The organism is Bacteroides fluxus YIT 12057, from assembly GCF_000195635.1.
Classification (GTDB): Bacteria; Bacteroidota; Bacteroidia; order Bacteroidales; family Bacteroidaceae; genus Bacteroides; species Bacteroides fluxus.
Window position 1 is genome coordinate 171,102 of record NZ_GL882614.1, and the last position, 25,653, is coordinate 196,754.

Genomic DNA, 25,653 nt, shown 5'->3' on the forward strand with positions numbered 1-25,653 from the left:
ACAAAAAATTAGATTTGCAGCATCTTAGCTTTGTTACAGTATGAAACAGGAATTAGAAGATTTTACATCATCTGGGCGGCATCACTTGTCACAGGTGTCTGCTCCATGATTCCTCAAATCTTTATTCCGATCGCTTCCCAATTTTCCCGTCCGGAAAATAAAGGATGCAACGTAGGTGTCGTCATTGCAGGGCTGCTGACGGGAATTTGCCCCTCTGCCTCCAACCGGGAGGTGTACCAGCCGTACATAGCGGATTCCTCGGTTTCACACTTTGGTTTATAGGTATTTTATACAGAATTTATCGTACCTTTGCAGCCGCTAAACAGAGATATGGTACAATGAATTCAGAAAATAAAATCCCCTCCCCTTTGGTTTCCCTTCTTCCCATTACTTTTTTAGTAGGAATGCTGTTTGCCACCATCCACACGTTTGGAAGTGACGCCCTCAGTGGAGGCAGCCAGGTTTCTCTACTTGCCACCACCGCCCTCTGCATCTTTATCGGCATGGCGTTCTACCGCATTCCCTGGAAAGATTATGAACTGGCAATCACCAACAACGTGGCGGGAGTCACCACAGCACTCATTATCCTGCTGATTATCGGTGCGTTGAGCGGAACATGGATGGTAAGCGGCGTAGTACCCACCCTCATCTACTATGGCATGCAGATTATCCACCCCGATTTCTTTCTGACCTCCACTTGTGTAATCTGCGCATTGGTGTCGGTCATGACAGGCAGTTCATGGACTACCATTGCCACCATCGGTATAGCCTTGCTGGGCATAGGCAAGGCACAAGGATTTGAAGAAGGATGGATAGCAGGAGCCATCATATCGGGAGCCTATTTCGGGGATAAAATCTCTCCCTTGTCAGACACTACCGTATTGGCTTCCTCTGTCACGGATACTCCCCTGTTCAGCCACATCCGGTATATGATGATTACCACCATCCCGTCACTTGCCATAACGCTGGTCATTTTCACGGTGATGGGGCTGACTCACGAGACAAGCGGCACGGAGCAGATAGCGGCATTTACGGCTGCTCTCGATGCAAAGTTCCATATCACTCCCTGGCTGTTGGCTGTACCCATCGTTACGGGCATACTCATTGCACGCAGAATACCGTCAATCATCACCCTGTTCCTCTCCACCATGCTGGCAGGCATATTCGCACTGATTTTCCAGCCCGGCCTGTTATTGGAGATTGCAGGAGATGACAATATATTCAAGGGTATCATGACAACTTTCTACGGCAGTACCGGCCTACAGACCGGCAGTGACATGTTGACAGAGTTAATCGCCACACGCGGCATGTCGGGCATGATGAATACAATCTGGCTCATTCTGTGCGCCATGTGCTTCGGGGGAACCATGACCGCAAGCGGAATGCTGGGCAGCATTACCTCGGTCTTTGTACGCTTTATGAGAAACACGGTCAGCATGGTAGCTTCAACTGTCTGTTCGGGACTATTCCTGAATCTGGCCACTGCAGACCAGTACATCAGCATCATCCTTACGGGAAATATGTTCAGCAATATATATGATAAAAAAGGATACGAAAGCCGCCTGCTGAGCCGTACCACAGAAGACGCCGTTACCGTAACTTCCCCCCTGATACCCTGGAATACGTGTGGCATGACGCAAGCCACCATCCTGAGTGTACCCACGCTGACATACCTTCCTTACTGCTTTTTCAACCTGGTCAGTCCGCTGATGAGCATCTTCATTGCAACCGTCGGATATAAAATAATTAAAAAACCGGTGAACAATCCCGGTTAGGCATTGTTCTTGCAATAAACTTATAACGAACAATTTATTTAAACCTAAACAAAAAATTGAGTATGAAAAAGTTTATTGCATTAGCAGCATTGGTAATGCTGGGCATGACTGCAAGCACCGTCTATGCCCAGGAGAGTAGAGCAGGACGCCGTGCAGACCGTAAAGCCCAGAGAGACGCAGAACGCGCACGCCTGAAAGCAGAAGAACAAGTAGCGAACACCATCTCTTATGACGATGCCGTAGCGGCACTGAAGGCAAAACAGTTTGTAATGGAAGCCGACCAGGTAATGTTCCGCAACGGACAGACTGCATTTGTAAACTCCAACACGAACTTTGTATTGGTAAATGAAGGCCGCGGCACCGTACAGGTTGCCTTCAACACCGTATATCCCGGCCCCAACGGCATTGGCGGCGTGACAGTGGACGGAACCGTATCCGACATCCAGATGACCACGGACAAGAAGGGCAACGTAAACTGCAACTTCAGCATCCAGGGCATCGGCATCTCCGCCCAGATATTCCTGACGCTGACCAACGGCGGCAACAACGCAACCGTAACCATCAGCCCCAATTTCAATTCCAACACAATGACATTAAGCGGTAACCTTGTTCCCTTGAGTCAGTCCAACATCTTCAAAGGACGTTCCTGGTAAACCCCTTACAAATTAATATAATCCCACTCCGCTGCAAATCGCTGAAAAAGTGTACATTTGCAGCGGAGTTTTTTATAAGGGTATAAAGGTCATGAGAGAATTCATCATAGCGGACAATCAAGATATCACCAAAGCGGGCATGATGTTTCTGCTGAGCAAGCAGAAAGACACCTCCTTACTGCTGGAAGCAGACAATAAGGCAGAGCTGATACAGCAATTACGCCTGCACCCCGCAGCAGTCGTAATTTTAGACTATACCTTATTTGATTTTTCCGGAGCCGAGGAACTGATCGTATTACACGAACGTTTCAAGGAAACGGACTGGTTACTATTTTCCGATGAGCTGAGCATACCTTTCCTGCGCCAGGTGCTCTTCAGCAGCATGGCATTCGGGGTAATCCTGAAAGACAACTCCAAAGAAGAAATCCTGACGGCATTGCAATGCACGTCAAGAAAAGAGCGCTTTATCTGCAATCACGCCAGCAACTTGCTGCTTTCGGGAAGGAATGCTTCCTCTCCTGCCCATCCTGCAATCAAAGACAACCTGCTGACACCTGCCGAAAGAAGCATTCTGAAAGAAATCGCTTTGGGAAAAACGACCAAGGAAATAGCCGCCGACAGAAATCTCAGCTTCCACACGGTGAATAGCCACCGGAAAAATATTTTCCGGAAGTTGGGCGTGAACAATGCACATGAGGCTACCAAATATGCCATGAAGGCAGGCATCGTAGATCTGGTGGAATATTATATATAGGGCCGAAAACGACATGCCGCAGAGCAACTACAAGCCAATCTCACCGCTGCCGACACAAAGCCGGGAAGCAGAATCGTAAATCACTCCGAACTGGCCGGGAGCAATTCCCTGTAACTTTTCGTCCGAAACGATGCGGTATCCCTCCGGCTCCCGGAACAAGCGCCCTTTCATGAATTCAGGGGTATGACGTATCTTGAAAGTCACTTCTACAGCTCCATTCTCTTCTTTTTTCCACGGATTGTCCGTAATGAAGTGAAAGTCCCGCATACGGAATTCATTGCCGAACTGCAACTCCGTATCATATCCTCGGGAAACATAAATCACATTTCCCTCTATATCCTTGCGGACTACGAACCAAGGGCCGCCGCCCAACCCCAATCCTTTGCGCTGGCCAATCGTATGAAACCAATATCCACGATGCTTTCCCAATTTCTTGCCTGTTTCCAATTCTATAATATCTCCTTCGCGCTCACCGAGGAAACGACGGACAAAATCATTATAATTAATCTTGCCCAAGAAACAGATTCCCTGACTGTCACGGCGTCTGGCACTGGGCAAGCCTGCACGCAAAGCTATGTCCCGCACTTCCTGCTTCATCAATCCGCCTAAAGGGAACATCAGTCTGGAAACCTGCAGGTAATCTATTTGGGCAAGAAAGTCGGTCTGGTCTTTAATGGGATCAACGGCAGTACCCAACCAAGTCTTCCCGTCCAGAAGGACAGTCGTGGCATAATGTCCGGTTGCCGTAAAGTCAAACTCCCTGCCCACCTGCCGTTCAAAGCAGCCGAACTTGATCAGCTTGTTACACATCACATCCGGATTGGGGGTCAGTCCCCGGCGTATTTTATCGATGGCATAGGCAGCCACATTGTCCCAATACTCCCGATGCAGATCGACCACTTCCAACGAAAGCCCGTAACGACGGGCAATGGCGGAAGCCATCTCCAGATCTTCCTCAGCGGAACAATCCATATAATCGGTATCATCCCTCCCTATCCTTATATAAAACAGGGAGGGGCGATAACCTTGTTCACAAAGGAGATGTACCACGACAGAACTGTCAACACCTCCCGACAATAATACAGCTATGTTCATTTCTGAATTTTATCCAATGCCTGCGACAAGTCTTCCAAAAGATCATCTATATGTTCCGTACCGATGGAAAGGCGTACCGTTCCCGGCTTGATACCTTGCTCCGCCAATTCCCGCTCATTCAACTGGGAGTGTGTAGTGGTGGCAGGATGAATAACCAGAGATTTCACATCGGCCACATTTGCCAACAATGAGAATATCTGCAGGTGGTCGATGAAAGTCTGCGCTTCTTTCACACCTCCTTTTACCTCAAACGTAAAGATGGAACCACCCCCATTCGGAAAATATTTCTGATAAAGCGCATGGTCGGGATGTTCGGGTAAAGACGGGTGGTTGACCGCGGCCACTTTAGGATGCCCGCTCAGGAACCCGACCACTTTCAAGGCATTTTCCACATGGCGCTCTACACGGAGCGACAATGTCTCAAGCCCCTGCAACAAGATGAAAGCGTTGAAAGGGCTGATGGCAGCACCTGTATCACGCAACAATATGGCACGGATACGGACAGCATATGCGGCAGGACCGGCAGCATCGACAAAACGTACTCCGTGATAACTCGGATCGGGTTCCGTCAGCTGAGGAAACTTGCCGGAGGCCACCCAATCGAATTTGCCGCCGTCAATGATGACTCCTCCTAAAGAAGTACCATGTCCGCCGATAAACTTCGTTGCCGAATGGACAACAATGTCGGCCCCATGCTCAATAGGACGGACCAGATAGGGAGTACCGAAAGTATTATCTACAATCAAGGGAATCTTATGCCGATGTGCTATTCCGGCCACAGCGTCAATATCAATGATATTACAGTTCGGATTACCCAAAGTCTCAATGAATATGGCTTTGGTATTCTCCCGGATAGCTTTTTCAAAGTTATCCAAATCAGCCGGATCCACAAAGGTAGTGGTAATACCATAAGCGGGCAGCGTATGGGCCAATAAATTATAGGTGCCGCCATAGATGGTTTTGGCAGCCACAATATGGTCACCTGCACGGGCAATATTCTCAAAGGCATAAGTAACTGCCGCCGCACCCGACGCTACCGCCAATCCGGCAACACCGCCTTCCAGGGCAGCTACACGCTTCTCGAAAACTTCTTGTGTAGAGTTTGTCAACCGTCCGTAGATGTTTCCCGGATCCTGCAAACCGAAACGGGCGGCAGCATGGGCCGAGTCACGGAATACGTATGAAGTGGTCTGATAAATAGGAACAGCACGTGCGTCCGTAGCCGGATCCGGCTGCTCTTGCCCAACGTGGAGCTGCAAAGTCTCAAAATGCAATTTCTTTGTTTCCATTGTCGTTTGTATTTTAGGTGAATAATCCTTTCCATTCGGATGACGCAAAGATAGAGGGAAGCATGAAGCTAACCTATGACATATGATAGGGAATTTTATACCATATTTATGGTAGATAAACAAACTATTTCCTAATTTTGCAGCTATGAAAGCTAGAAATATACTGATATTCATATTGGGAGTACTAATTGCTCCCATTTGCCTGACCTCCTGTGGAGAAGACCGTTGGGCCGCATACGCCGGACAAACCCGGACAGACCGTTGGATTGACGATACCATGCGGGTGTGGTACTATTGGAATGAAGAGATCCCCAACAGCAAGAATCTGAACTATTTTCAAGAACCGTTCACTTTCTATGCATCGCTTCTTTCCCAAAAGGACGGCAAGGGCAGCTCACATTACTCTACCATAGACAGTCTGGCAAACGTTACCCGGAGCATTCCATATACGGATTACAGCTATGGTTTCCAATTTACAACCAACCGGGTGGAAAACAATGACACCGCCCTCTATGCCCACGTATTGTATGTGGCTTCCGGCAGTCCCGCTGCCGCCATCCGGCTGGAACGCGGAGACTGGATCATGGAAATGAACGGTGAGCCCATCACCAGCAAGAATTATGAAAAACTATACGGAAGCAGCGCCATGGAACTTACGGTAGGTTATTATGATGCCGTAAACGATACCATCGTTGCTTACAAAGAACCCAGAAGCATTGCCGCGGCACGCACCGTCAATGACAATCCGGTTTATTATAAGAATGTATATACCAAAGGCAATAAGCGCGTGGGGTATCTGGTCTATAACCATTTCAGCTCGGGAGCAACCGGCAACAGCAACGAATATGACGATGACTTGCGCAGTGCTTCTCAATATTTTGCCGGTCAGCAGGTCAACGAATTGATTCTGGACCTGCGTTACAACAACGGCGGTCTGCTTTCTTGCGCCGAATTGATGTGTGCTTTATTGGCACCTGCCAGCCAGCTGGGGCAGGAACTCGGATTTCTGGAATTCAACAGCCGCTTCACTCCCCGGGAGGTTTCGTTTACACTGGATGCAAACTTGATACAGAGCGGGGCCAACTTGAATCTGAACACCCTTTATATACTTACCAGTTCCCAGACAGCATCAGCTTCCGAAATGGTAATAAACTGTCTGAAACCCCTTATGGAAAAGGTCGTCATCATAGGCGGCACCACCGAAGGAAAGAACGTCGGTTCCAGAGCCTTCTCCAACCCGGAGTTAATGATTACCATGAGTCCCATCGTCTGCAAAATATACAACTCAGAAGGCAAATCAGACTATGAAAAAGGCTTCACACCGGATCTTGCAATCAATGAAAACAATGATTTAGCCAGATTCCTGCCCTTCGGCGACCCCAACGAACTGATGTTATATACTGCATTAGGGGTAATAGACGGAAGTATTGCCATACCGGAAAAGAAGACTTCATCATTGCAAACGTCCGTTCTAAGCAATTCTATCGAACGCCGCAGAAGTCATGCAGTAATAATCAATCAAGAATAAACGAGGCAAGGCAGGCAAAGAAATTATAAACAGTTACGGTACGGATTATGCCCGTACCGTAATATTACAGAAGAACCATTTTCAGGATTACTTTTTATTGAAGAACTTGTCAAAAAAGAGAATGTGATAATCGATCGAGTTATTCCAATAAGTTCCGTTATGTCCGCCGGGACGGGTAGTAAAATCATGATCTATCTTCCTTTCCAATAAACGCTTGTGCAAATCCTTGTTCACCTCAAGGAAGAAATCGGCTTCACCGCAATCAACGGTTATAGCCAAATCGCCATTTTCTATTTTATCGAGCTGGTTGACCACCGTATGGGAATCCCAAACCTCACGATTGGCATCAAATTCACCCAGTTGCCGGCTCATTTCCCAATTCTTAGGGAACGGACGGATATCCACTCCTCCACTCATGCTCCCTGCCGCACCAAATACATCCTTATGGCGGATAGCATTCCAGAGTGCTCCATGGCCGCCCATACTCAAACCGCTGATAGCCCGTGCTTTCCTGTGGGGGATTGTGGCATAATGAGTGTCCGTGTATTCCACAAGTTCAGACGAGACAAACGTTTCATACCGGTATGACGGATTCTTAGGGCTATCCCAATACCAGCTATTCTTTCCGTCGGGACACACAAAGATAATTCCTTTTTCATCGGCAAGCAGAGGCAGCTCCTGCTTCAGCGTAATCCAAGTCAATGCATTCCCGCTATATCCGTGCAATAAATAAACCACCGGACATGCCTTCCCATCAATAGCCTTATCCGGCAAAACATACACAACTTTTACGTCCTTGTCCATCGAGGGACTTTTCACCATCACCGTATCTACACGTGCAGCCTGCACTGCCACAGCCAATAGGAGCATCAAGCTGCCAAACAAGATTTTTCTTTTTTCCATGTTTTATATTGTTTAAATTTTCTAACGGAGGACAATATTAATAATAAATACCCAAAAAACATTATCTTTGCTCCATAAACTATTCGGAATCCCAGTATGGAATTTATTATCATTCTGCTTTTACTTGTTTTAAACGGTATCTTCGCCATGTATGAGATTGCATTGGTATCGTCCAGTAAAGCGCGTCTTGAAACCCTTGTCGGCAAAGGAAACAAAAGAGCCAGAGGAGTATTGAAACAATTGGAAGAACCGGAAAAATTCCTTTCAACCATTCAGATTGGCATTACGTTGATCGGCATCGTATCCGGTGCTTATGGCGGCGCCACCATTGCCGATGATATAGAACCTTTGTTTTTGATGGTCCCGGGAACAGCCGCATATGCCGATACGCTCGCCATGGTAACGGTAGTAGCCGTCATTACTTATTTGTCCCTCATTATCGGAGAGCTGGTACCCAAGTCCATAGCATTGAACAATCCGGAGAAGTGGGCCACCATGCTGAGCCCGTTTATGATTGTGTTGACTAAAGTTTCTTATCCGTTCGTGTGTTTACTCAGCGCATCTACCAAACTTATGAATAAAGCGATAGGGCTGAACAATGGTGAGGAACGCCAGATGACGCAAGATGAGTTGAAGATGATTTTACATCAGAGTTCGGAACAGGGCATCATTGACAAGGAAGAGACGGAAATGCTACGCGACGTGTTCCGTTTCTCGGACAAGCGTGCCAATGACCTGATGACTTACCGGCGAGACATCGTCGTTCTGCATCCTACCGATACTCCCGAAGAGGTATTGCACATCATTCGCGAGCAGCACTTCAGCAAATATTTATTGGTAGAAAGAGGTAAAGATGAAATCATCGGAGTGGTTTCCGTAAAAGATATCATACTGATGATGGGAGGCGAGCAACCCTTCAACTTACGCAATATCGCACGCCCTCCATTGTTTATCCCGGAAAGTTTGTATGCAAAGAAAGTTTTAGAGCTATTCAAAAAGAACAAAAACAAGTTCGGAGTTGTTGTAGATGAGTATGGAAATACAGAAGGTATCATCACCCTGCACGATCTGACAGAAAGTATCTTTGGAGACATCCTTGAAGAGAATGAAACGGAGGAAGAAGATATTATCGTGAGGCAGGATGGTTCAATGCTGGTCGAAGCCTCCATGAACCTGGACGACTTCATGGAAACGATGGGTATCTTGAACTACGATGACCTGAAAGAAGAGGACTTTACCACCCTCAGCGGTCTTGCCATGTTCCTGATAGGAAGGGTACCGAAAGCCGGTGACCTGTTTACTTACAAGAACCTGGATTTTGAGATTGTGGATATGGATCGCGGAAGGGTAGATAAGTTACTCGTCATCAAAAGAGAGAATGAAGATGACTGACGCAACGCTATCGGGCGTCTTTTTATATTTAACTTAAACATTAAAGCAATGAAAAAAGTAATGATGATTGCAGCCATTGCCGCTGCATTGGTATCCTGCCAATCAAAAGGAACTCAAAACAATGACACCGCCATGGATGAAGGTGTAATGACCGTTACAGGCAACGACTCTTCCGCCGTAGCCGTGTATGAAGGAATTCTTCCTGCAGCCGACGGTCCGGGCATCCAATATGTGTTGAGCGTAGATAGTATAGGCCCTGACGGAGAAAGCGGCTATACGTTAGTCACTACCTATCTGGACGCCGATGGTCCTGGCAAGAACAAGAGTTTCACTACCACAGGCAAGAAAGAGATGATTCAGAAAGACGTCAACAACAAGAAGAAGACAGCCATCAAACTGACTCCGGACAATGGCGAAGCCCCTGTTTACTTCGTAGTGGTAAACGATACCACCTTACGCCTGGTAAACGATAGCCTGCAGGAAGCTGTAAGCGACTTGAACTATGATATCATCCAAGTCAAATAAATTTTGCACAGAAACATAAAAAGCCCGGACACCATTGGCATCCGGGCTTTTCTATTTAAATATCCCTTTTATTTCTTTGCAGGAGAAGAATATCTGGCATTCAAGCCTTCCAAGATTTCACGGGTAATGTTATAAATGCTATCGGCATACAACAGGTTGTCAAAACCGGTGTTGCTGATAATCATGCTATAACCTTTTGTCTTGTTGTACTCTTTCAGGAAAGCATTGATAGAATCACGCAGCTGCAAGCTGTTCTTTTCATTTTCGCTCATCAATTCAGACTGTAATTTGTTGCTCAAGTTCTGCAGGTCTTGCTCCAGTTTGGCAATACGGTTATATTCCTGCTGTGCTCTTTCTTGGGTAAGATAGGCATTGTTCTGCACCTTGGTCTGGAATTCCCGTTTCTGCTTATCCAGTTCGTTGGCTTTCTGGTTCAGGGTCAAACGGACATTTTCGCTCTTCTTGACCATGGCCTCATTCAAATCTACGCAGAAATTGTATTTTGCCAAAAGTGTATCTATCTCAACATAAGCAATCTTCATTTCAGATAATCCGCCGGTCTGCGCAGGGGCACTCGCTGTCTGTTTATCTGTATTACCGGCACATTGAGAAAATAAAACGATAATAGCAAGAGCTGCCAAACCGTTCATAAGGTAGTTTAATCTCTTCATAATTTGATCAAATATTGTTTTTTAATAATTAGTTCATACTATCGTTTAAGGTCTTTTCCAACTCGTCAATGGAAAAACGAGGCTTGCGCCGGGCTTCACGGTCTTGTGACTGTGCACATCCGATACCTTTATCACGCATTGCCTTATTACCGCTGACATGACCGTTAGGAAACTTGCCATTCTTCACAAAAAAGACTTTCACACCTAATAAAACAATGCAAATAGCAACTATTAACAAAGTTATCAATACTGTATCGAGCATTTCCATTAATTTTGTTATGCGAAAATAGCCGTATCCCATCAAAAATGAAAATAAATTTTCATTTGCATCCGATTTACACTATTTTTGTGGGTGCAAATATAGGGCTTTGATTGGACTAAGCCGCCTTTTTTACTCTAAAAAAAGAGAAAGGGAAATAAAATCCTCAATTGTTTTAACCATATTTAATAATATGACGTTAATAAACTGGGATTTGGTAATGATTCATCATGAGAGGGCCTTACTGTATTTATCTATAAAATCAGATTTAAAATCAAAACAAGGCTGCACAATGAGGTTGCAGCATTAGAAATTATACATTATGGAAAAGAAAGACTTAAAGCCGGCAGGCGTATTTCATTTTTTTGAAGAAATTTGCCAAGTGCCGCGTCCTTCCAAGAAGGAAGAGAAAATAATCGCTTATCTAAAAGCGTTCGGAGAAAAACACAAGTTGGAAACTTTGACCGATGAAGCAGGTAATGTGCTGATAAAGAAGCCTGCCACTCCAGGTATGGAGAACCGTAAGACCGTTGTCCTGCAATCACATGTAGATATGGTATGCGAAAAAAACAATGACGTGCAACATGACTTTCTCACCGATCCCATCGAAACCGAGATAGACGGCGAATGGCTAAAAGCCAAAGGTACTACATTGGGTGCCGACAATGGTATAGGTGTTGCCACCGAATTGGCAATTCTTGCCGACGACAGCATTGAACACGGCCCTATAGAATGCCTGTTTACCATCGATGAAGAAACCGGACTGACCGGGGCCTTTGCCTTAAAAGAAGGTTTTATGAACGGAGATATCCTGTTGAATCTCGATTCGGAAGACGAAGGCGAGCTTTTCATCGGTTGTGCAGGCGGAGTGGATTCCGTGGCACAGTTCAGCTACAAAGAAGTGGATGTACCTGCCGGTTATTTCTTCTGTAAAGTACAGGTGAAAGGATTGAAAGGCGGGCACTCGGGCGGTGACATACACTTGGGACGCGGCAATGCCAACAAACTGCTGAACCGTTTTTTGAGCCAGACTTTCAAAAAGTATGATATGTATCTTTGCGAGATAGACGGCGGCAACCTGCGTAATGCCATCGCCCGTGAAGCATACGCCGTCATCGCAATTCCGGATGCGGACAAGCATGCGTTGCGTACTGACCTTAATATTTTTGCCGCAGAGGCAGAAGCCGAATATGCCGTGGTTGATCCCGACCTGCAATTCACGCTGGAATCAGAAACTGTACGTCCGAAAGCAATTGACAAAGAAACGACCCTACATCTGTTGCAAGCCATTTATGCAGTTCCTCATGGGGTATATGCCATGAGCCAGGATATTCCGGGATTGGTGGAGACCTCTACCAATCTGGCTTCCATCAAAATGAAGCCCAACCATATTATCCGGATTGAAACCAGCCAACGTAGTTCTACGGCATCTTCCAAACAAGACATCGCCAACATGGTACGTACCGTATTCGAGATGGCCGGAGCAGAAGTTACCTTCGGTGACGGATATCCCGGCTGGAAGCCCAATCCACATTCAGAAATTTTGGAAATCGCGACTGACTCTTATAAACGCCTGTTCGGTGTAGAAGCCAAGGTAAAGGCCATTCACGCAGGCCTGGAATGTGGCCTGTTCCTCGACAAATATCCTTCGTTGGACATGATTTCCTTCGGTCCCACTCTGCAGGGCGTCCACTCTCCCGATGAACGGATGCTTATCCCCACCGTGGAAAAATTCTGGAAGCATTTATTGGATATATTGAAGAATATTCCAACTAAGTAGTAGTAATCCAACAACTACTTAGTAGTAGTTCACCATTTACTTAGTAGTAGTCAGCCGACTACTACTAAGTAGTTTTCACCTCCTGTTCTATCGCTATGAAAGCATTCTGTCTGCCTTTCTTATTTCTCTTATCTACCTCCCTGCATGCACAAGAGCAAGCAGATACCCTTACTTTCCGCATCTTGGGCTACAATGTGGAGAATCTGTTTGACTACCGCCACGACAGCCTTAAAAACGATTATGAATTCCTGCCCGGCGCCACCCGGCACTGGAACTATACCAAATACAAAAAGAAACTGGATAATATTGCCCGTGCCATTATCGCTGCCGGAGAATGGAATCCACCGGCAATCGTCGCCTTATGTGAAGTTGAAAATGACAGCGTAATGCGTGACTTAACCTGCTATTCCATTTTAAAGGAAGCCGATTACCGCTACGTCATGACACAATCACCCGACGAAAGAGGGATTGACGTGGCACTGATGTATCAACGCGGCTGCTTCAAGTTGCTTTCTTCGCAAAGTCTGTCAGTGGAAAAGCCACACAAAAACAGTCGCCCGACACGAGACATACTGCACGTCTGCGGACAGTTACTGAACCATGACAGCCTGGATGTCTTTGTCGTACATCTTCCTTCACGGTCGGGCGGGGCCAAAGAATCCGAACCTTACCGGCTGTTGGCGGCGCAAAGGCTGAAAGACGCTGTCGACAGTCTTTATAAAGTACGCAACCGGGCGCAAATACTTATTATGGGAGATTTCAATGATTATCCTGCCAACAAATCCGTACGGCAGATATTGAAAGCCGAAGTTCCGTCATCTGTCTCCGGTTCTTTGAATCCTCACAGGCTTTACCATCTCTTAGCCGGAAAAGCTGCGGCCCGAAAACATTTCGGCAGTTACAAGTACCAGGGAGAATGGGGATTACTGGATCACATCATCGTATCGGGTAACTTACTGCAAGCCGGCTCTCCCCTATCTGCTGACGAGAAGAGAGCGGATGTCTTCAGCCTGCCCTTTCTTCTGACAGAAGACCCCAATTATGGAGGCAAACAACCCTTCCGCACCTATTACGGCATGAAATACCAAGCCGGGTACAGCGATCACCTGCCTGTATGGGCAGATTTCCGTATAATCTATTAGTCGGAATATTGGTATAACTTCAAATCAAACTTCTGTACCATCACCAGCAGATGATCGAAAATATCAGACTGGATGCGTTCGTATTCCCTCCAGACCTTGTTACGGGAGAAGAAATAGACCTGAATCGGCACACCGTATGTGGTAGGTTCTTTCTGGCTGAGAATCAAATCCATATCCTGATTAACAACCGGTAGACTACGCAGATAGCGTTCAATATAGATGCGATAAAGTTGCGAGTTGGTAGGCACTTCCCCTTCTGCCGGCTGATAATCTGCCATCAGAGGAACTTCTTTCCGGATATTGTCCAGCATTTCGGGGGTACAGAACTTCAAGGTGGTCATATCCAAGTAAATATTCTTATCTACCCGGCGTCCACCACTCTCCTGCATTCCGCGCCAGTTCTGGAAAGAATTGTTCACAAGCGTATAGGGCGGCACGGTAGAGATAGTCTTGTCCCAATTGCGTATCTTCACCGTATTCAAAGTTATTTCTTCTACAGTACCATTGGCGACACCGTTGGGCAACGCTATCCAGTCTCCGATACGCAACATATCATTGGCAGAAAGCTGCACCCCGGCCACAAAGCCCAGAATACTGTCCTTAAAAACCAGCATCAATACAGCCGCCGAAGCGCCCAAACCGGCAAACAACGTCATGGGAGACTTGTCAATCAGCACAGAAACAATGACAATCCCCCCCACAAAGAACAGCAATACCTGCAGCACCTGGACAAATCCCTTCATCGGGCGGTTCTTCTGGGTATCCTTTGCATTATATACATCAAGCATAACCAACAACAGACCGTTGACAGTAAGCAACACAGCGGTAATTATATATACCGCACATATCTTTTGTGAGAACTCCAACATCTCCTTGCCCCGTACAAAAGCCAAAGGCAATAAAAAATAAATCAGGATGCCGGGCAAGACATGTATCAGATGATGCACCACTTTCCGCTTCATGAGCAGTGTGTTCCACTTATGGGGCGAACGTTTTGTATAACGTTTCATGCCACCTACAAATATCGCCTGGCACAGATAATCCAACCCTATCGACAGCGCAATCATCAGCACTGCGATAATCGATTCGTCAAACATATTTGCCAACTTCGGGTCAATACCCCAATCAATGAGGATTTTGTTCATCCAACTTCCTAAACTTGTCATAAATCCTTAGTGTTTTTTATTAAGCATAACAACATAAGGAGAAAAGATGTTTTTGAACCGCGGAAACTATAATAAAAAAGCAGCCCCGGAGTCCTATTATTTCTCTCCGGAGCTGCACTATTCCTGCTAAGTAACTATTCACAATCAATTCATAGATAGCAAGTTTTTTGTATTTATAGTATCCGTCATCAATATCCCGGATTCTGCTTTACTACCGGACTGGTATTTATTTCATCCATAGGAATCGGGAAGAGTAACCGCCATGCCGGTACATTCAAACGTTCTTCGGCAATGCCGTTGCGTTTCATGAAAGCAAAGTAAGTGCCTGTACCTTTTAACTGTATCTGCCAGACATCTGCCAAGCGATTGATAAAGTCATCAGTAGAACGGGTCTTTGCAAGCTCTACATTAGACGGATAAGCCGGTGTACCGACATTAGCAATAACTACTGTATTCAAATACTCTTCTGCACGGGCTATATTGCCTAGACGTTTCTCACATTCAGATAGCATAAGCATCACTTCCACATAGCTAAAGCAAATATCTGAAACATACTCAAAACTTTGTACCCCACGAGGTGTTCGAGTTCCATTCGGATTGGGCATTACATAAATCATATCACCCAATTTGTATTTACCGCTATTCACGATTTCAGTCAGTAGCGCTTTAGCCTCAGCATATTTATTCTGTTCGACGTAGATACGCGCCAACAACAAAGAAGGGAAATCACGAGAGGGGAAGAAATAATCATCTGCGGTTGCTAATGCTGATTTTTCGGCAGGCAGGTATTCACGTAACAATAACAAAGGATCTGTGAAATGCAGCAACAATTCTTTTTTTGTCATAGCAGGGCTATTAGTACCCTCTAAACTTGTAGAGTATTCATCAAGACACACAGCTTGCCCCCAAATATTTCCCATTTGATAATGTAGTATAAAGCGTTGCATGTCTAATAAAGCCATCACAAACGTACTATCTGTAGGTGTTAATTCTTCCTGTTTGGAGATTTGTACACCGTACTTCATAAACAACATACGGTTTATTGCCGAATAACAAAGATTACGTGCCCCTGCCACACGACTATTATCTGCTGTCAACTCATGATTGATGAAAGCTCTCCATTCATTATATATTTGTTCTTGCTCACCTTGGCGACTATATGCTTCCTCTTGAGTATAAACCTGCTTTAAAGCTGTATATGACTGATCTAAAATACCAGCAAATACCTGTTGTCCCAATTTTGCTAAACGCAATCGAACCACTTTGGTAGGATCAGGTTCTTGCGTGATTGTCAGTTTCGCTTCCTTGTTCTCATGCTCTCCATAGATTGTCACTATAACGGAAGCTGCTTGCTGTGAGCTTAATGCAGGATTTACTTTTATCTCTAAGTACTGTCCGTCAGCCGACAATGCGGCTTCGTATGATATTCCGGCTTTATTCTCATAATAGAATAGAGCAGAGCTCCAGAATTCCTCATCGGTCACTTGGTCAATAGGGTCTCGATCCAAATAGCCTGATTCCGGTTCCAACACCTGCCACTGCTTCATTGCCACCGCAACATCCGCATCTACTTTAATCCGATACGTTCCTCCTTCTTTCGGCACATTCAATGCAGCTTCTTCCAATTTCACGGATGTAGGTTTACCGGCTTGCCAAATTTTTAATGTATCACATTCATTCCCGTTCTTGCTTTTTACCAGCACCCTGCCACGCCGGGGAGCAAAACTCTCATTCCGTGCCGCCTTCAAATAGATTTTGCGAAGTTGCAAACCACGGGTAGCCGTACTTTCCGTAATCCATTGGCAAGTATCAGCCGGACGTACTTCCACCTCTACATTGGCATTTACATCAATAGAGATAATGGTGTCGTTGGGAGATTTCAGTTCGATGCTTTTGGCATCTATCACAACAGCATCCTTTTGCGCCTGTATCACGGTCAGCGTGTCTGCAATAGACGTGTTGTCCTTATCGTAGAAAATAATCTTCGCTCTGCGGGCTTCACTTTTTTCATTGGCGCTGATTGTATAGTAAACCGTATGACTGGACATTCCACGGGTCAGTGTAGCTTCTTTCATCCAATCCACATCGGGCATTTTAACGCCATAAGCACAATTGCTGCGCAACTCTACCTTTATAGTCTCGCCACGGTCTCCAACAGGATATTCATTTTCGTTCAACAGCACAATATCTCCCCCATGCTGATACACGTCTATCTCTTCCGTCAACTTGCCATCGGTAATGTAAATTTTCCCTTCACGTTTCACACGTTCCTCATTCGGGCTGATTGTGAAGCTTGCAGTTGTGGTAGTCAGTCCGCGTGTAGAAGCAGTTGACGGTTTAATCCAGCTTTGACAATCATCTGCAATGACCGCTTTGTATTCTACATTAGCTTTCACTTCAATATTCAGTGTGCCTCCCTCCTGTTTCATCTCCATACGGTTGCTGGTCACCAGCAAAGCTTCTTTCGGCTTTTGTGAAATCATCAAAGTCTTGTTTGTTTTTCCGGCATTGATGGTAATGGCGACACTGCGCTCGTCGTAGCCTTCATTCTCATCCACACTGATAGAAATTTCAGCTTTTCCCGGACCACCGCTAAGCGGATAAACCCGATACCAGGTTTCTCCATTGCGTGTAGCGGCGGTAGTTATCTCCCAGTCTTCCGTAGCTTCGAAGGCCAATGACCGAGTTCCGGCAGTGGTAGTGAAATTCACCCCCTTTTCAAATATCTCCTCCGTTTCGGGAGGTAAGGTAATAGAGGATTGTTCCTCAATGGCGTCGTCACTGCAAGCAACTGACAGAAGGAAGCAACACAGTAGTTGTCCTACGCATTTCATGCATGATTTTAATGTCATATCCTATGATTTAAATGGTTAATAGCCCGCGCTTCGTATGTGGAGGAAAGGTATATGCGCAAACACAAAAAGAGCGCGAACCTACTCTCACAAATTCCTTGAAGGTTCGGCTCTGGTAAGCCTTGGTCATGAAATAAGCGAAGCAGCTTCACGCCCGTACGGGTGTGAACAATGCTCAGACTTATATTATTCATGACCAAAAGTTCAATTTACCAGATTTAACCTTCAGAATAATACGTCCTCAAACGTTCTACAATATTTTACTTTCTATCTATTCTTTCTGTTTTTACATTTTAAGTTTACAACTGCAAAGCTATAAAAGTTTCTGCAAAAAGAGAACAAAAGCAAGTAAAAGATCGAGAAGCTGCCCGCTTTTTCTGTTTAAATTGTTTTCAAACGATCTATCCAGAGTTCTATTCTCTCTTTAAATGTACGCTGTGGGGAATATTGCGTTATCACCGAAGCGACTCCTAAAAACCAACCGATGACCACTATCATTATTCCCATACGCAATTTTTGGAACCGTCGGTATCTTGCCGTTTCGCCATGCTCCTGCAAGTAATACGTATATACATGTATTGCGGAAAAGCCAGAGAACAAAACAGTAAAAGCCCACATCATCATGCTTCTATAGAAGACGAGGGGAGTATAAATCAACACAGTAAGTCCGCAAATGCTCCAAATCAACGCAGAAAAAAAAGAAATCTTGTTCATATATGTAACCTCCTTTATATTAAGCACAATTAGCAGCATGAATGTGCATCTGTTTACTACGAATGAAATCAATCAAGTCATTCCCTTTGAGTTGATGGACGGATGCCCCGGTACGGACATACAATTCCACACCGTTCAAGAACAATACGTCACCTTGCCATGCAGGTACTTGAATACGGCAAATGATATGTTCATCAATCTTCTCCCATTGAATATCCAAGGAACAAAGAAAAGCGGTATTCGTCAGTTGCTTCACCACATTTCTGAACATCGACTCAAACTTCTCGATGGTAAAGGCAGGGTGAAACTCGGTAATCTCATTTTCAATGCCACATACATCACCATTGTCAGTGACTCCTACCAGCAGTGTCCCCTGATGACCGGAATTGGCGAATGCCAATAGTTCCTTTATAATATTCTTAAACTGCATTTTCCGCTGTTCTTGTTCGTCTGCGCAGGGTATGGGAGACTTCAAAAAAGAGGCTTTGTATTCATTGAAGGCATCTTCTTGCGGAAAGATGGATTCGCGAAGGATTCCTCTCAACAAATTACACGTTTCTACCCGGTCATTCCGTATGATGGTTGCGACAACCCGGCGATGTATGTCTTCCGTAAAATCATTCTTTCTATTCATATATGCCACCAATAAGCGTTCCAAGTCCTGCGGAGTATTGAAGTCACGTTCTACCAAGTTCTTGAAAAGGGGCACATTGGGCTGTCTTTCCGGATTCCGTTCAGTAGCAGTTGCTTCTGCCACCCGATAAGTACCATGATCGGGATATAGAAGTTTCCTATCGCCATTATTAGAAATCCGTTCATAAAGAATGATTCGTGCACCCGGTTTCAAAAATCCTTGTTCATCTGTCATCGTTTCCGGATAATTCACAAAGTGCATGGTTTTCACCGGTATTTGTTCAGTGACACCTTCTTCCAGTCTCATTTGATAAATCGTTTCATTGTGGCTTAGCACAATGCCTGTTGTAATATTGTTCATAAGAATTTTTGTTTTATACTCCTCTTCATTCGCTTCATACAGTAGCTTATCTGCGGACTTCCGATATAAAACGGTCCGATTCAACCTCAACCCTATACGGCAAGCACGGGCATTCATCCGGTCATCCAGCATATATCTTATAAGCCGGCTGTAAAGAAACGAAGAAGAAGATTGGTTCATAACTAATGATAACTAAAAGTGAAATCAATATCTGCCGTGTTCTCTGTCGTCCCGCTCGGCATCTTCCATGCTGTCGTCGTACATTGACTTCTCAAAGTAGAATTCATCTACAGTCATCCACTCGTCCAGTAAAGGTACATAGACATATTTCACTCGTTCACCGTCTTCGTTACGATACTCGGTATCGGTATAGTATAATCTGGTTCTCATGTTTTTATTACTTTTTAAATTAATATTCTGTTATGAAGCGCTTCATCGACCGCAAAGGTGGTTTTTTTTTTGAAAAAAAAAGATGTCCATAATGTCTAGTTAACACACATAGACATTATGGACATTATAGGCATACTGGAAACAAAGCTTTATTTCATTCCTTGAAACAATCTTTTTATCTTATCCTCAAATTCTCCATCCTTAATTGAACCTAATTTATTTTGTTTAAAGGTGCTAATTTTAATAGCAGGGAGAGAAGCATCGTTATAAGCTTTGGCAAGCTCCGGTGCCGATGGCAGATGCCCCTGGGGCTCTTTTCTTACTTTGCATACTATCCAGATTATTCGCGCTCTTTCATTATCCCTTTGATACTCATCAAATAGTTCCTGAAGTTTTTTGTGTATATTCTCCCAAAGTTCGTCATTATCTTCCACATGAAGCAACTTCCGAAAGGATTGGTATGTCTTCTTAGGACGACCGTTTTTTTTCTTTCTTTGCTGTGTATCATTATTTTTTTCGCTATCTAAATCGGTTTTACCTTGGTTGTCTTCAACAGGTTTTCCTACATTTACGCTCGTATATTGCTCATTATGACAATGTTCATTTTCAACGTTAACCTGTTGTTCATTACGACAATGGGTACTATAATCATTATTTATTTGAGTATAAGCAATACTAGTTATAGTCTTATCCGGACACTCTTCTTTATGCATATTCTGTCCGATCGCAGTGCATCCCAACAGTTCCGCTATTTGAGATCTTGTTCTATTCTTACTAAACAACGGAACAGACAATATCCAATCTATCACCAATGAAGCATCATGATTTGGCAGTACCCAAGTTTTAAAATAATCAATCCAGTTTTTTTCAAACAACTCTTCCCAAGGATGATGACATGGACTTCCTTGTAATTCATAATATACATTCCTAAAATTCGACCAATCACTACTTCTTCGGATATTCTCCTCCGAATCCCAACACCGCACCGGTTCCAAGCTTTCTAAATCATATTCATAACCTTGCAAAAAATGTTCGGACAATATTTTGTAATACATATTTTCCGAGAAGAAGACTTTAAAATGATTGTTTACTATTCTTCTTATAATCTCATCAAAAACTACCTCATTAGAAAAAGGCAATAATCCTGCTAATTCCAAATTTCCCATAATTCGAATATCCTACTTTGTTTTACAGATTTATAAACTATTTACCTCTGCAACATATTCCCGTACCTTCCCGGCAAAGCAGTAGGGAAGAATACAAACGGACAGCCAGTGAAACATCCGTTTTATCCATGTACAAGAGAAGAGACCTTAAATGTCCTGTAGCCCCTGACTTCACTTCAACGGGAATCATTCGCGGAGTTGGAAGCAAGAAATCAACTTCGGCATTGGAACCGCTTTTCTCCCTTACCCAGAACAACAAAGGTTGCAGATTCAAACATCTTTGCATCCTCCGTTTCTAAATTCAAAAACACAAATTGGTGAAAGTTACGGGCAAACAGCTTGACAGCAGTTGTTTTTCCCCACCTGCCTAGCTCCTCTCAATACTAAAGGTTTTCTATATGAAGATTGGCTCCACGCTTTCAATTTCTCTTCAATAGTCCGTTTATAGTTCATATCTTCTTGTTTATCAATATGCAAATATAAGCATTACATAAGACTATAGAAACAAAATGAGGGCAAATATCAGAGCGATACGGAACAGAACAGGGGTAGATTTCTTATTTTTAAGCAGCAACTGCGGCAGCTATGTTGTCAAGCGGTTTTCTCAGTCATATCTTTCAGCATATACCCTTTCTTCATCAGTGACTCAATTCTTACCGCCGGGTCATTACGAAGCGTCTTACGCAAATAAGTAATCTGTACATTCAAGGCAAGGAAATTGGCGTATGAAGAAGCTCCCCAGACAGCATCCAGCAGCGCATCGCGACCGACGATCTTATTCACATTCAGCCGCAGCAACGGTGAGCAACTCACCTCCCTGCCGGGAAACGACGGCATCCCGAAAAGTCTTCTACAAACCTACCGTTATGATTATCTGAAAGCGGAACCCAAACTGATCTGGTCGCCAACCGAAGTTTTTTTAAACGGAATATCATGCCACGCTGGGATATGGGGGCAGCAAAATCGGAGATGACACCCACCTCAACACCCTATTTGCGGATGCGTCCCTCATCTATAAAGGAAAGAGATGGCGGCTGGAAGCCAATATAAACAATCTGTTCAACAAGAAGGAATATACCTATACTACCTATTCGGCTACACAAAGCAGCACTGCCCGGCTGAACATCCGTCCACGGGAAGCGACGATACTGGCAAGCTATCAGTTCTAAGCACTCATGACCGCCGCATACACCAGCATCACCACGACAGTCAGTCCGCCTGTCAGTATGGGAACGTTGGCATGAGTGACGTGTCCGGCACGCTTATATCCGCTGACTTTCCGGAACAGGAAGAAAACAAGGCAAGCTCCCGCCAGCCCTACCAGCATACCCGCCAGCAAGTCGCCCGGATAATGCACACCGAGATATACGCGCGAATAGCAGGTCAGCACTGCCCAAGCCATCATGAAAAACGTGAGCCACCGTCTGCGGAACAGAAAAAAAAGATAGAATGCCAGTCCGAAAGTATTTGCCGAATGGCAGGAAGGAAAACCATAACGCCCGCCGCGATGATTGTTCACGATGTGCACCATCTCTGAAATGGGATTGTCCAAGTTGGAAGGACGCATACGTTCCACGTATGGACGTATCAGCGTGGCGCAGACCTGATCGGCAAAGGTAATTACCAGCGCCACACCTATCACGCACATCAGCGCCGTGCGCCACGACAAGTTGCGCCCTATCACGTAAAGCAGCGCGGCATACATGGGAATCCACTGCCACTTGCCGCTATAGGCACTCATAAAGTAGTCCCAGAACGTGTTGTGCATTCCGTTGAAGAAAAGGAATATATCAGTATCCACACTGACAAGACCTTGTAAAGCGTCCATTAACATCATCATAAGTTTTTTGCAGTTTATATTCCTTTCATCTTCCAGCTATATCATCATATAGTTTTTGCAGATACGCTTTTCCCAACGGCAAATTTTTTCCTTTTGACGGTCCTTCATCCAGCGCTACGGCATTGGCCTGACAATTGAATATTACCTGGTTATCCGGGGTCACCATACCAAAGGCATCAGGCACTGTAAAGAATGCGAAATGGGGAGAAGCCGGGTTGAGCATATCTTTGCTGAATGTAAACTCATTGTGCGGCAACGCCAACTGCGCCAGCAGAGTGGCCGCAATATCCTGTTGGGAACCATATACATCAATACGTTTGGGTTCACGGACAGCGCCGCCTATCATAAGCAGGGGAATCTGATAACGCTCCACCGTGAGGTTGTTGAGATTCTCGGGATAAGCTCCCAGATGGTCGGGCACCAATACGATGACCGTATTTTTCCACTGAGGCAATTCACGATACTGTCTTACGAAATCACCCAGGCAACTATCAGTATAGGCAAATGCATTCAAACGGTCATTTTCCAGACGGCGGTAAGGAACTTCAAACGGTTCGTGGCTGCTGGAAGTCTGCAAGACACGGAAATGAGGAGCAGGCCGCTTTGCCGAAGTCTCTTCCGAAGCTTCTGCCTTCAAATCTTCCAGCAGGCGGTTGAACACCAGATGATCGTGCGCCCCCCATTTACTCAAACGCTCCGAAACAGGGAAATCCCTGTCGGACACAATCGTCTCGAAACCGGAAGACACCAAGTAAGAACGCATGTTGGTAAAGTCGGCATCACCTCCATAGTAATATTCAGTTCCGTAACCGGCTTTCCTCAGACTGCCGGCAATGGCCGGAATGGATTGCGTCTTACGAGGATATTTCATGATACTGGTAGTGGGCTGCGCCGGATAACCGCTCAAGATGGCAACCAAACCGCGGTCGGTACGGAAACTGTTGGCATAGAAGTTTGTAAAGAGAATCCCCTCCTTACTCAAGCTATCCAAATTCACAGCTACGTCCAGCTCTCCTCCCAAAGTTGCCATCAGCCTGGACGAGAAACTTTCAAGAATCACAAAGAGTATGTCGGGGCGACGGGTAGTAAACAGGTCGTGCAACGAATCGGCCGATGGTTGCAAAGAATCAGCAGTGGTTGCCTCTGCACCGAAAACGGCAGGATCTGTCAACCCTTTAAAAAGGCATCCTGCCTCCGCATCCTCCATAAACCGATACTGGCTGCCAAAATCTTTCTGTTTAGACAAAGATTCCATCAAACTAAAGGCCGGATTTATGGCGGCATGGTTCAAGCGTTGGTTAGGACTGTAATAGACTTTGCCTACATTCATGGTCGATACGGTAAATCCTCCCCGGATGGGAATGAACAAGATACCTGTCATCAGGAACAGCACCCCCGACACCCGCAGACGGCAGTATGGCAACTTCATTCCAAGCAACCGTTTTTCCCGCAACAAGACTCCATAAAAAACGGCATAAAGTATTGCCGCATAAACGGCCATCGCTATAATGCCGCCCATCACCATCCAAAGGCTTACACTGGCAACCGCATCCTTGGGAGAAGAGAAGAAATAGAATAAGGGAGTGGCATCCAGCCGGAATCCCCAATACTCGTACAACCCTATGTCAACAATAAAAATAATGGAAAGCAGGATAGAAATGAAAAGAAAATATCCGCACCAGATGCGATGAAGGACTTTAGACAGTGTCCATGCGGAAGCAATGAAAAGAAAACCGGGAATGGCGGTCAGATAGCCAGCCAAAGACAAATCCAAAGGTAGCCCATGCCAAATGGTACTGAACCAGTCCGCACACGAAGAATCTTCATAAAGCGAACGGTAATACAGCATGAACAGAGGTTTCTGCAATGCAAAAATGCAGATAAACAAACAATATGTCTTGATAAATCCTATAAGCCTTTCTTTCATCGGTGCCTTTCTTATATCTTATATCTAATATAAGGCGCAAAAATAAATCTTTTTATTCTAATTCTCGTCATTATTGGCCAAGAATTGCGGTGAAAGAAAGGCTTATAGCTTTTTTTTAGATTATCCGTTTACACGCTTATAATCTTCCAGGAATTTCTTCAGGCCGGCATCCGTCAACGGATGGTTAAGCAGTCCTTTGATGGCGGAAAGCGGACAGGTAGCCACGTCAGCCCCCACTTCGATGCACTGGATGATATGTGCAGTATGACGTATGGAGGCAGCAAGCACTTGGGTAGCATACCCATAGTAACGGTACATTTCCACGATTTTTCCCACCAGTGCGACGCCGTCTTCGCTGATGTCGTCAAGACGTCCTACAAAGGGAGAGACATAAGTAGCTCCCGCCTTGGCGGCAAGCAATGCCTGTCCCACAGAAAAGACCAAGGTACAATTAGTACGTATTCCCTTGGAGGAGAAATATTTGATCGCTTTGATACCATCGGCAACACAAGGCACCTTTACCACAATATGCGGATTCAAGGCGGCCAGTTCCTCCCCTTCTTTAATCATGCCTTCATAATCCGTGGCTATCACCTCGGCACTAACGTCTCCCTGCACAATGTGGCAGATGTCCACATAATGCCTACGCTGGTTATCTACACCTTTAATGCCCTCTTTCGCCATGAGCGAAGGATTAGTAGTCACACCGTCGAGCACGCCCATATCATAGGCTTCCCGAATCTGGTCCAAATTGGCTGTATCAATAAAAAACTTCATGGTATAAATGGTTTAAACAGTTGATGTACAAATATAACGATTTATACTATAGATAAGTTGC

23 protein-coding genes and 3 pseudogenes are annotated in these 25,653 nt (G+C 45.1%); 10 read left to right on the forward strand and 16 right to left on the reverse strand.

Annotation, left to right across the window (positions count from 1 at the left end):
• Window positions 1-63 precede the first annotated feature (63 nt).
• The 4 genes and pseudogenes from HMPREF9446_RS18610 to HMPREF9446_RS03820 all read left to right on the forward strand — a co-directional run.
• Window positions 64-216, forward strand: a pseudogene (locus tag HMPREF9446_RS18610) (MFS transporter); the annotation flags it as partial.
• 122 nt (window positions 217-338) lie between these two features.
• Complete coding sequence (gene nhaC, locus HMPREF9446_RS03810; protein ID WP_039968455.1) at window positions 339-1,775, forward strand: Na+/H+ antiporter NhaC; 1,437 nt, start codon at window positions 339-341, stop codon at window positions 1,773-1,775.
• A 62-nt stretch (window positions 1,776-1,837) separates the two neighbouring features.
• Window positions 1,838-2,428 (forward strand): DUF4251 domain-containing protein, encoded by a 591-nt coding sequence (locus HMPREF9446_RS03815; RefSeq protein ID WP_009124094.1) that lies wholly within the window; start codon window positions 1,838-1,840, stop codon window positions 2,426-2,428.
• Window positions 2,429-2,519: 91 nt separating this feature from the next.
• Window positions 2,520-3,182: a response regulator transcription factor gene (locus HMPREF9446_RS03820; protein ID WP_009124095.1), complete on the forward strand. Its 663-nt coding sequence runs from the start codon at window positions 2,520-2,522 to the stop codon at window positions 3,180-3,182.
• Between the two features lie 27 nt (window positions 3,183-3,209).
• On the opposite strand, the gene mnmA is transcribed toward HMPREF9446_RS03820, so the two are convergent.
• Window positions 3,210-4,277 carry a tRNA 2-thiouridine(34) synthase MnmA gene (gene mnmA, locus HMPREF9446_RS03825; RefSeq protein ID WP_009124096.1) on the reverse strand — a complete coding sequence of 356 codons (1,068 nt, stop codon included), beginning with the start codon at window positions 4,275-4,277 and terminating at the stop codon, window positions 3,210-3,212.
• A complete protein-coding gene (locus tag HMPREF9446_RS03830) occupies window positions 4,274-5,566 on the reverse strand; it encodes an O-acetylhomoserine aminocarboxypropyltransferase/cysteine synthase family protein (protein WP_039968458.1) in 1,293 nt (430 codons plus the stop codon). Before HMPREF9446_RS03830 ends, mnmA begins: the two co-directional genes overlap by 4 nt.
• Window positions 5,567-5,711: 145 nt before the next feature.
• On the opposite strand from HMPREF9446_RS03830, the gene HMPREF9446_RS03835 reads away from it, so the two are divergent.
• The gene (locus HMPREF9446_RS03835; RefSeq protein ID WP_009124098.1) at window positions 5,712-7,094 is read left to right on the forward strand and encodes a S41 family peptidase; all 1,383 of its coding nucleotides are present in this window, start codon (window positions 5,712-5,714) and stop codon (window positions 7,092-7,094) included.
• 87 nt (window positions 7,095-7,181) lie between these two features.
• On the opposite strand, the gene HMPREF9446_RS03840 is transcribed toward HMPREF9446_RS03835, so the two are convergent.
• The gene (locus HMPREF9446_RS03840; protein ID WP_009124099.1) at window positions 7,182-7,997 is read right to left on the reverse strand and encodes an alpha/beta hydrolase; all 816 of its coding nucleotides are present in this window, start codon (window positions 7,995-7,997) and stop codon (window positions 7,182-7,184) included.
• A 96-nt stretch (window positions 7,998-8,093) separates the two neighbouring features.
• On the opposite strand from HMPREF9446_RS03840, the gene HMPREF9446_RS03845 reads away from it, so the two are divergent.
• Both HMPREF9446_RS03845 and HMPREF9446_RS03850 read left to right on the forward strand, forming a co-directional pair.
• Window positions 8,094-9,389, forward strand: coding sequence for a hemolysin family protein (locus HMPREF9446_RS03845; RefSeq protein WP_009124100.1), 1,296 nt, complete (start codon window positions 8,094-8,096; stop codon window positions 9,387-9,389).
• 48 nt (window positions 9,390-9,437) lie between these two features.
• On the forward strand, window positions 9,438-9,914 hold the full coding sequence (locus tag HMPREF9446_RS03850) for a copper resistance protein NlpE N-terminal domain-containing protein (RefSeq protein WP_009124101.1): 477 nt from the start codon (window positions 9,438-9,440) through the stop codon (window positions 9,912-9,914).
• Window positions 9,915-9,982: 68 nt separating this feature from the next.
• On the opposite strand, the gene HMPREF9446_RS03855 is transcribed toward HMPREF9446_RS03850, so the two are convergent.
• Window positions 9,983-10,585, reverse strand: coding sequence for an OmpH/Skp family outer membrane protein (locus HMPREF9446_RS03855; protein WP_009124102.1), 603 nt, complete (start codon window positions 10,583-10,585; stop codon window positions 9,983-9,985).
• Window positions 10,586-10,613: 28 nt separating this feature from the next.
• A complete protein-coding gene (locus tag HMPREF9446_RS03860; protein ID WP_039968497.1) occupies window positions 10,614-10,847 on the reverse strand; it encodes a hypothetical protein in 234 nt (77 codons plus the stop codon).
• Between the two features lie 319 nt (window positions 10,848-11,166).
• On the opposite strand from HMPREF9446_RS03860, the gene HMPREF9446_RS03865 reads away from it, so the two are divergent.
• On the forward strand, window positions 11,167-12,624 hold the full coding sequence (locus HMPREF9446_RS03865) for an aminoacyl-histidine dipeptidase (protein WP_009124104.1): 1,458 nt from the start codon (window positions 11,167-11,169) through the stop codon (window positions 12,622-12,624).
• A 95-nt stretch (window positions 12,625-12,719) separates the two neighbouring features.
• A complete protein-coding gene (locus HMPREF9446_RS03870; RefSeq protein WP_009124105.1) occupies window positions 12,720-13,766 on the forward strand; it encodes an endonuclease/exonuclease/phosphatase family protein in 1,047 nt (348 codons plus the stop codon).
• Here HMPREF9446_RS03870 and HMPREF9446_RS03875 read toward each other — a convergent pair.
• The 8 genes and pseudogenes from HMPREF9446_RS03875 to HMPREF9446_RS03905 all read right to left on the reverse strand — a co-directional run.
• The gene (locus HMPREF9446_RS03875; RefSeq protein ID WP_039968462.1) at window positions 13,763-14,932 is read right to left on the reverse strand and encodes a mechanosensitive ion channel family protein; all 1,170 of its coding nucleotides are present in this window, start codon (window positions 14,930-14,932) and stop codon (window positions 13,763-13,765) included. The two genes, HMPREF9446_RS03870 and HMPREF9446_RS03875, sit on opposite strands and share 4 nt — an antisense overlap.
• Before the next feature lie 188 nt (window positions 14,933-15,120).
• Complete coding sequence (locus HMPREF9446_RS03880; RefSeq protein WP_148345708.1) at window positions 15,121-17,784, reverse strand: BACON domain-containing protein; 2,664 nt, start codon at window positions 17,782-17,784, stop codon at window positions 15,121-15,123.
• A 381-nt stretch (window positions 17,785-18,165) separates the two neighbouring features.
• On the reverse strand, window positions 18,166-18,498 hold the full coding sequence (locus tag HMPREF9446_RS03885; RefSeq protein ID WP_148345710.1) for a hypothetical protein: 333 nt from the start codon (window positions 18,496-18,498) through the stop codon (window positions 18,166-18,168).
• Window positions 18,499-18,517: 19 nt separating this feature from the next.
• Window positions 18,518-19,492 carry an AlbA family DNA-binding domain-containing protein gene (locus HMPREF9446_RS03890; protein ID WP_157243315.1) on the reverse strand — a complete coding sequence of 325 codons (975 nt, stop codon included), beginning with the start codon at window positions 19,490-19,492 and terminating at the stop codon, window positions 18,518-18,520.
• A 204-nt stretch (window positions 19,493-19,696) separates the two neighbouring features.
• Complete coding sequence (locus tag HMPREF9446_RS03895; protein ID WP_009124110.1) at window positions 19,697-19,882, reverse strand: hypothetical protein; 186 nt, start codon at window positions 19,880-19,882, stop codon at window positions 19,697-19,699.
• 149 nt (window positions 19,883-20,031) lie between these two features.
• The gene (locus HMPREF9446_RS03900) at window positions 20,032-21,048 is read right to left on the reverse strand and encodes a hypothetical protein (protein WP_009124111.1); all 1,017 of its coding nucleotides are present in this window, start codon (window positions 21,046-21,048) and stop codon (window positions 20,032-20,034) included.
• A 37-nt stretch (window positions 21,049-21,085) separates the two neighbouring features.
• Window positions 21,086-21,334, reverse strand: a complete 249-nt coding sequence (locus HMPREF9446_RS18615) for a hypothetical protein (RefSeq protein ID WP_157243316.1) — start codon at window positions 21,332-21,334, stop codon at window positions 21,086-21,088.
• A gap of 305 nt (window positions 21,335-21,639) precedes the next feature.
• Window positions 21,640-21,828 (reverse strand): annotated as a pseudogene (locus HMPREF9446_RS03905) (winged helix-turn-helix domain-containing protein); the annotation flags it as partial.
• On the opposite strand from HMPREF9446_RS03905, the pseudogene HMPREF9446_RS18115 reads away from it, so the two are divergent.
• Window positions 21,812-22,217: pseudogene (locus HMPREF9446_RS18115) on the forward strand (carboxypeptidase-like regulatory domain-containing protein); the annotation flags it as partial. The pseudogenes HMPREF9446_RS03905 and HMPREF9446_RS18115 sit on opposite strands and share 17 nt — an antisense overlap.
• Here the strand turns inward: HMPREF9446_RS18115 and HMPREF9446_RS03910 are convergent.
• The 3 genes from HMPREF9446_RS03910 to fsa all read right to left on the reverse strand — a co-directional run bounded on the left by HMPREF9446_RS03910 (window position 22,214) and on the right by fsa (window position 25,592).
• Window positions 22,214-22,888 (reverse strand): phosphatase PAP2 family protein, encoded by a 675-nt coding sequence (locus tag HMPREF9446_RS03910; protein WP_009124116.1) that lies wholly within the window; start codon window positions 22,886-22,888, stop codon window positions 22,214-22,216. The pseudogene HMPREF9446_RS18115 and the gene HMPREF9446_RS03910 sit on opposite strands and share 4 nt — an antisense overlap.
• A gap of 25 nt (window positions 22,889-22,913) precedes the next feature.
• Window positions 22,914-24,815 (reverse strand): LTA synthase family protein, encoded by a 1,902-nt coding sequence (locus HMPREF9446_RS03915; protein WP_009124117.1) that lies wholly within the window; start codon window positions 24,813-24,815, stop codon window positions 22,914-22,916.
• 120 nt (window positions 24,816-24,935) lie between these two features.
• Complete coding sequence (gene fsa, locus HMPREF9446_RS03920) at window positions 24,936-25,592, reverse strand: fructose-6-phosphate aldolase (RefSeq protein WP_009124118.1); 657 nt, start codon at window positions 25,590-25,592, stop codon at window positions 24,936-24,938.
• Window positions 25,593-25,653: the final 61 nt, after the last annotated feature.

Bases quoted from the DNA above. Each gene is read 5' to 3' on its own strand.
- HMPREF9446_RS03835 (WP_009124098.1), top strand. From the start codon at position 5,712: ATGAAAGCTAGAAATATACTGATATTCATATTGGGAGTACTAATTGCT.
- HMPREF9446_RS03860 (WP_039968497.1), bottom strand. From the start codon at position 10,847: ATGCTCGATACAGTATTGATAACTTTGTTAATAGTTGCTATTTGCATT.
- HMPREF9446_RS03840 (WP_009124099.1), bottom strand. From the start codon at position 7,997: ATGGAAAAAAGAAAAATCTTGTTTGGCAGCTTGATGCTCCTATTGGCT.
- HMPREF9446_RS03870 (WP_009124105.1), top strand. From the start codon at position 12,720: ATGAAAGCATTCTGTCTGCCTTTCTTATTTCTCTTATCTACCTCCCTG.
- HMPREF9446_RS03915 (WP_009124117.1), bottom strand. From the start codon at position 24,815: ATGAAAGAAAGGCTTATAGGATTTATCAAGACATATTGTTTGTTTATC.
- HMPREF9446_RS03850 (WP_009124101.1), top strand. From the start codon at position 9,438: ATGAAAAAAGTAATGATGATTGCAGCCATTGCCGCTGCATTGGTATCC.
- HMPREF9446_RS03910 (WP_009124116.1), bottom strand. From the start codon at position 22,888: ATGATGATGTTAATGGACGCTTTACAAGGTCTTGTCAGTGTGGATACT.
- HMPREF9446_RS03830 (WP_039968458.1), bottom strand. From the start codon at position 5,566: ATGGAAACAAAGAAATTGCATTTTGAGACTTTGCAGCTCCACGTTGGG.
- HMPREF9446_RS03885 (WP_148345710.1), bottom strand. From the start codon at position 18,498: ATGAACAAGATTTCTTTTTTTTCTGCGTTGATTTGGAGCATTTGCGGA.
- HMPREF9446_RS03845 (WP_009124100.1), top strand. From the start codon at position 8,094: ATGGAATTTATTATCATTCTGCTTTTACTTGTTTTAAACGGTATCTTC.
- HMPREF9446_RS03875 (WP_039968462.1), bottom strand. From the start codon at position 14,932: ATGACAAGTTTAGGAAGTTGGATGAACAAAATCCTCATTGATTGGGGT.
- fsa (WP_009124118.1), bottom strand. From the start codon at position 25,592: ATGAAGTTTTTTATTGATACAGCCAATTTGGACCAGATTCGGGAAGCC.
- HMPREF9446_RS03880 (WP_148345708.1), bottom strand. From the start codon at position 17,784: ATGACATTAAAATCATGCATGAAATGCGTAGGACAACTACTGTGTTGC.
- HMPREF9446_RS03820 (WP_009124095.1), top strand. From the start codon at position 2,520: ATGAGAGAATTCATCATAGCGGACAATCAAGATATCACCAAAGCGGGC.
- HMPREF9446_RS03900 (WP_009124111.1), bottom strand. From the start codon at position 21,048: ATGGGAAATTTGGAATTAGCAGGATTATTGCCTTTTTCTAATGAGGTA.
- nhaC (WP_039968455.1), top strand. From the start codon at position 339: ATGAATTCAGAAAATAAAATCCCCTCCCCTTTGGTTTCCCTTCTTCCC.
- mnmA (WP_009124096.1), bottom strand. From the start codon at position 4,277: ATGAACATAGCTGTATTATTGTCGGGAGGTGTTGACAGTTCTGTCGTG.
- HMPREF9446_RS03890 (WP_157243315.1), bottom strand. From the start codon at position 19,492: ATGAACAATATTACAACAGGCATTGTGCTAAGCCACAATGAAACGATT.
- HMPREF9446_RS03855 (WP_009124102.1), bottom strand. From the start codon at position 10,585: ATGAAGAGATTAAACTACCTTATGAACGGTTTGGCAGCTCTTGCTATT.
- HMPREF9446_RS03865 (WP_009124104.1), top strand. From the start codon at position 11,167: ATGGAAAAGAAAGACTTAAAGCCGGCAGGCGTATTTCATTTTTTTGAA.
- HMPREF9446_RS18615 (WP_157243316.1), bottom strand. From the start codon at position 21,334: ATGCAAAGATGTTTGAATCTGCAACCTTTGTTGTTCTGGGTAAGGGAG.
- HMPREF9446_RS03815 (WP_009124094.1), top strand. From the start codon at position 1,838: ATGAAAAAGTTTATTGCATTAGCAGCATTGGTAATGCTGGGCATGACT.
- HMPREF9446_RS03895 (WP_009124110.1), bottom strand. From the start codon at position 19,882: ATGAGAACCAGATTATACTATACCGATACCGAGTATCGTAACGAAGAC.